Source organism: Actinospica acidithermotolerans (genome assembly GCF_018139625.1).
Taxonomy (GTDB): Bacteria; Actinomycetota; Actinomycetes; order Streptomycetales; family Catenulisporaceae; genus Actinospica; species Actinospica acidithermotolerans.
This window is the reverse complement of record NZ_JAGSOH010000216.1, coordinates 1-5,265: the sequence shown is the minus strand read 5'-3', so window position 1 is coordinate 5,265 and position 5,265 is coordinate 1. Positions and strand designations below refer to the sequence as shown.

The following is a 5,265-nucleotide window of genomic DNA, read 5'->3' as shown; positions in this document are numbered from 1 at the left end:
GGCAGGGAGGGCGCGGTGTCGGTGCAGGCGGTGCGCTGCCTGGGCTACTGCTATGCGGCCCCGGCCGCCCTCGACGGCGACGAACCGTGCGCCGGCGCCGATCTCGTCGATCAGCTGGGCGGCCGCAGCACGCGGACGGATCCCGACATTCCCGCCGCCGACGCGACCGGGGATCCCGTGCTGCTGTCCGGGATTCTTTCCGGTGGGCCGGGCTGGCGGGTGTGGCCCGGGGTGGCGGCGATGTGCACTCCCGAGCACGTCCGGACCCAGCTGGATCGGTCGGGCCTGCGCGGGCGCGGCGGGGCAGCGTACCCGGTGGCGGCGAAGTGGGCCGCGGTCGTCGGCCACCCGTCGCCGCTGGTCGTCGCGAACGGCGACGAGGGGGATCCGGGATCGTTCGCCGACCGGCTGCTCATGGAGCGGGATCCGGACCGGGTGCTCGAGGGCCTGGCGCTGGCGTGCTTCGCCTGCGGGGCGAGTTCGGGAATCGTCCTCGTCCGCTCGGAGTATCCAAAGGCACTGAACCAGCTGGAGGGCGCACTGCGGCGCGCGTACCGCGACGGTCACCTCGGCGCCCGGGTGCACGGAGGCCCGGTGTCGCTCGATCTGCGGGTGGTCTCGGGCGCCGGCTCCTATGTCGCGGGCGAGGAGACGGCGCTGATCGCCGGTCTCGAGGGCGGACGGGGCTGTGCCCGGTCACGCCCGCCGTATCCCACACAGGAGGGGGTGTGGGACGCCCCGACCGTCGTCAACAACGTCGAGACGCTGGCCGCCGTGCCGTGGATCATCGAACACGGCGGCGAGGCCTATGCGCGGCGAGGCGTGCCGGAGCAGACCGGCACGAAGCTGGTGTGCCTCAATGAGCGCTTCGCCCGGCCGGGCTGTTACGAGGTGGAGTTCGGCACCGGGCTGGACTGGATCGCGCGCGAACTCGGCGGCGGGCTGCGCGGCGGCGCCGGGCTGACGGTGTTGCAGGTGGGCGGCCCGTTGGGCGGATTCCTGCCGGCCGACCGGCTGAACGTGCCCCTGACCGACCGCGACCTGGCGGCGGCCGGGGCCGCGCTCGGGCACGCCGGTCTCGTCGCGTTCGACGAGAGCGTCGAACCGCGCGAGGTGCTTCGCTACCTGTGGCAGTTCGCTGATGCGGAGAGCTGTGGCGCGTGCTCGCCGTGCCGCGTCGGGTCGCGGCGCGGCCTTGAGCTCGCCGCTGCCGGAGGGCCGCCCGATCCGGATTACCGCCGCTGGATGGGTGTGCTGGAGCAGGCGAGCCTGTGCGCGTTCGGCCGCGGCATCCCCGCCGCCGTGCGCAGCCTGGTCCGCGCCTGCGGCGACCGGCTGGACGACTGGGAGGTGTGATGCGCGTCGTCGTCGATGGGCACGCCTGCGAGGTGGCGCCGGGAGCCTCGGTGCTCGACGCTGTACGCGCGGCCGGGCTCACGCTGCCGACCCTCTGTCACGACGATCGGCTCAGACCTGTCGGCTCCTGCCGGACCTGCCTGGTCCGCGTCGGCGGAAACGTCGCAGCAGCCTGCGTCACGCCGGCGAGCGAGGACACTCCGGTCGAGGCGGCGGGCGAGGAGCTCGATGCGCTGCGGGAGGACGCGGTCCGGCTGCTGGTCTCGGCGCTGCCTGCCCGAGCGCTGGCGGGCGGCCGTAGCGAGCTCGCCGAGCTCTGCGCCTCCATGGGCATCACTCCCGAGACGGCGAAGGGCGCCGGCGGGCGCGGTCGCGACGAGTCCCACCCGTACGTCCACCTGGATCGCGACCTGTGCATCGCCTGCGGGCGCTGCGTGCGGATGTGCGCGGATACGCAGGGCGCCTTCGCACTCACCCTGGTCGGACGCGGCGCAGAGACGGTCGTGGCGCCCGGCGGCGGCGGATCGTGGGCCGAGTCCGACTGCGTATCTTGCGGCGGCTGCGTCGACACGTGCCCGACGGGGGCCATCCACCAGCCCGGCCTGCCACCGGGCGCCTGCGCATCCCGCGCTCTGCCCGAGGCCGCCGTCACAACCCGAACCACCTGCGGCTACTGCGCCGTCGGCTGCTCGCTCGACGTCGTCGCCGAAGACGGCCGCGTACTCGCGGTGCTGCCCGGCCGCGACGGCCCGGTCAACCGCGGAGCTGCCTGCGTCAAGGGCCGATTCGCCCACGGCTACCTGCGCGCCGACGACCGGCTCACCGAGCCCCTGCTCCGCCGGGACGGGCGACTCGAACCCGTCAGCTGGGCACAGGCGATCGACCACGTCGCCCGCGGACTGAACGCCGCGATCGCCGCCGGCGGCCCGGACTCGATCGCCGCGATCAGCTCCGCGCGTGCCACCAACGAGGAGAACTACCTGATCCAGAAGTTCATGCGCACCGTCATCGGCACCAACAACATCGACAACTGCTCAAGGCTCTGCCACGCCCCGTCGGCCGCCGGGCTGACCGCCTCCTTCGGGCTGGCGGGCGGCACCGATTCGTTCGACGACATCGAGCGGGCCGACTGCCTGCTGGTCGTCGGCGCCAATCCGGTCGAGGCGCATCCTGTCGTCGGAGCCCGGCTGCTCCAACGCGCGCTGAACGGAGCGACGCTCGTGGTCGCCGACCCGCGCGCGGTCGGCTTGGCCGGATACGCGGACATCCACCTGCGCCCGCGGCCGGGCACCAACGTCGCGCTGTGCCACGGCATCGCGCACGTGCTGCTGGACGAGGGACTGGTGGACGAGGAGTTCCTGCGCGAGCGGGCCGCCGGGCTCGCCGAACTGACCGAGACCGTCAAGCGGTACCCGCCGCCGGTCGCGGCCGAGGTCACCGGTGTCCCGGAAGCCGACCTCGTCGCCGCCGCGCGAAGCTACGGCCGCGCCCGGTGCCCGGCGATCTTCTACGGGCTCGGAGTCACCGAGCACCTGCACGGCACAGACGGCGTGCGATCGCTGGCGAACCTCGCCATCCTGCGCGGAGCGGTCGGCACGTCGCGCGGGCTCGGGGTCTTTCCGCTGCGCGGCCAGAACAACGTGCAGGGCGCCTCGGACATGGGCGCCCTGCCGGACAGCCTTCCCGGATACCGGAAGGTCGCGGAGCCCGAGGCCCGCGCCCTGGCCGAGAGCGTCTGGGGCGTGCCCGTCCCTGATCGCGCCGGGCTGCGGATCCCGCAGATGTTCGACGCCGCCCGCGCCGGCCGGCTCCGAGCCCTGTGGATCATCGGAGAGGACGTGTGCAGCACGGACCCGGACAGCAACCGGGTCGCCGCGGCGCTCGACGCCTGCCCGCTGGTCATCGCCCAGGAGCTGTTCCCCTCGGCGACGACCGGCCACGCCGACGTCGTCCTGCCGGCCGCCTCCTGGCTCGAGAAGGACGGGACGTTCGTCAACTTCGACCGCCGGTTCCAGCGGGTGCGAGCCGCGGCACGGCCGCCGGGCCGGGCCCGGACGGACTTCGAGATCGTGCACGCGCTCGCCGCCGCCCTGGGCGCCGACCTGGGCTGTCCCACCCCGGCTGCCGCCCTGGACGAGTGCGCCCGGACGAGCCCGCACTTCACCGGGCTCTCCCACGAACGCCTGGATCGCGAAGGCGCGCTGCCCTGGCCCTGTCCACCGCCCGGCGGCGATGCCCGCGGCAAGCTCTACACGGACCGCTTCGCCACCCCGGACGGCCGCGCCCACCTCGCCGCCGCGCCGTACCTCCCACCCGGTGAGCAGCCCGACGACGAGTATCCGCTCCTGCTGATCACCGGGCGCAGGCTCGAGCACTACAACTCGGGCAGCATGACCCGGCGCACCGACGACCTGCGCCTGGCCCCCACGGACCACCTCGACGTCCACCCCGACGACGCCGCCCGCCACCGGCTGGCGGACGGCCGGCCCGTCACCGTCGAAAGCCGCCGAGGCCGGGCCAGGCTCACCGTCCGCATCGGCACCCAGACCGAGCCGGGACAGCTGTTCTGCGCCATCCACTTCCCCGACAGCAATGTCAACGCCCTCACCTCCGACCACGCCGACACGGCCACCTCCTGTCCCGAGTACAAGGTCACCGCCGTCCGGATCTCGCCCGGTTAGGACCGTGCGGATAGGGCGACGCGGCGGTTCGGCGGCCGCGGCGGCGCGGAGAGGGCCACTCCCAAGAGACCGGCCGTCGAGGGCGGCCGTCGAGGGCGGCCGTCGGGAGCAGGTGGGACCGGTCGTCGGGAGCGGCCGCCGGGCCGCTACCCCGGCAGCGAGATGTTCAGCTTCTCGCCGACCGGCCGGAAGCCGATCCCGGCGTAGACCCGCTGCACGGCCTCGTCCGCGGGTTCGAGCCAGACGAGGCGGTAGCCGCGCCGGTGGGCCGCGGACGTGAGCTGCGCGGAGATCGCGGCGCCGATCCCGCGGCGGCGGAACCGTGCGGCCACGGCGACGCCGCCGAGCTCGGTCATGCCGTCCACCGGCGCGGAGCACGAGCCGCCGCCCGCCGGTTCGCCGCGGTAGAGGGCGAGCATGAGGATGCCGCCGTTCTCGTAGACCCGGCGCGCGGCGGCGCCCATGCCCGGCTCCGGATCGCCCGGCTCCCCGAAGGCGCGGTGCTGGATGGCCGCGAGCTCGTCGAGGTCGTCGTCGCTGCGCGGCTCGCGGAACTCGAGACCGGGCAACGGTTCCGGCATGTCCAGGTTCTGCGGCTGGCAGGCCATCACCGGCGGCCGGTCCTCGACCTCGAAACCGGCCGCGAGCAGCGCCTTCTCGACATCGGGCGCGCAGGCGGGCAGGTATTCGAGGCGCGGCCGGCGCTCGCGCTGCCGGAACGCGGCGATCAGCGCGCTCACGTCGTCCCGGGTCGGCTCGGCGTGGTCGTCGGGGATGGCGTAGTTCGCGAACGGACTGGACCAGCTGGGGTTGAAGCGGCAGACGAACGGCCCGACCCGCAGGTGCGCGGGAACGCGCAGCGCGAGGGTGCGGGCGTGGTGCTGGACGTCGAAGTCCATGATGGAAAATCCTTCTATTGGCATGTGGCGAAAGGCGTACATGCCGCCGAAGTCGTGCGTCTCATCCGCGGTGCTGCTAGGACTGTCGGCGGCTCTTCGGGGTGAAGGCGCGGACAGACATAGGCTCAACTCCTGAGGTCAGGGCCTGGTCGGTGGCGAACGGCAAGATCCTGCCAGCGGGTACGGCGCGGCGCAAGCCCTTTGCACGGCGCCGGGCGTATTCGAAGGCTCATTCGGGCGCCCGAAGGGCGCGCACCGGACCGGCTCGCGCCCTGGCCCCTTACCCCCGGCCCCACGTCCAGGCCCTCGCATGCCCATCACGCCCCGGC

The 5,265-nt window shown here is 73.8% G+C and carries 3 protein-coding genes; 2 read left to right on the top strand and 1 reads right to left on the bottom strand.

Annotated elements, in window-relative coordinates:
- Both KDK95_RS33850 and fdhF read left to right on the top strand, forming a co-directional pair.
- A partial coding sequence (locus KDK95_RS33850) for an NADH-ubiquinone oxidoreductase-F iron-sulfur binding region domain-containing protein (protein ID WP_212522450.1) occupies positions 1-1,356 on the top strand: 1,356 nt, incomplete at its 5' end.
- Positions 1,356-4,037 carry a formate dehydrogenase subunit alpha gene (gene fdhF / locus KDK95_RS33845; protein WP_212522449.1) on the top strand — a complete coding sequence of 894 codons (2,682 nt, stop codon included), beginning with the start codon at positions 1,356-1,358 and terminating at the stop codon, positions 4,035-4,037. The genes KDK95_RS33850 and fdhF, both read left to right, overlap by 1 nt.
- 146 nt (positions 4,038-4,183) lie before the next feature.
- On the opposite strand, the gene KDK95_RS33840 is transcribed toward fdhF, so the two are convergent.
- Complete coding sequence (locus KDK95_RS33840) at positions 4,184-4,936, bottom strand: GNAT family N-acetyltransferase (RefSeq protein ID WP_212522448.1); 753 nt, start codon at positions 4,934-4,936, stop codon at positions 4,184-4,186.
- Positions 4,937-5,265: the final 329 nt, after the last annotated feature.

Excerpts from the sequence above, each read along its gene's own strand:
- fdhF (WP_212522449.1), top strand. The coding sequence starts at position 1,356 with ATGCGCGTCGTCGTCGATGGGCACGCCTGCGAGGTGGCGCCGGGAGCC.
- KDK95_RS33840 (WP_212522448.1), bottom strand. The coding sequence starts at position 4,936 with ATGGACTTCGACGTCCAGCACCACGCCCGCACCCTCGCGCTGCGCGTT.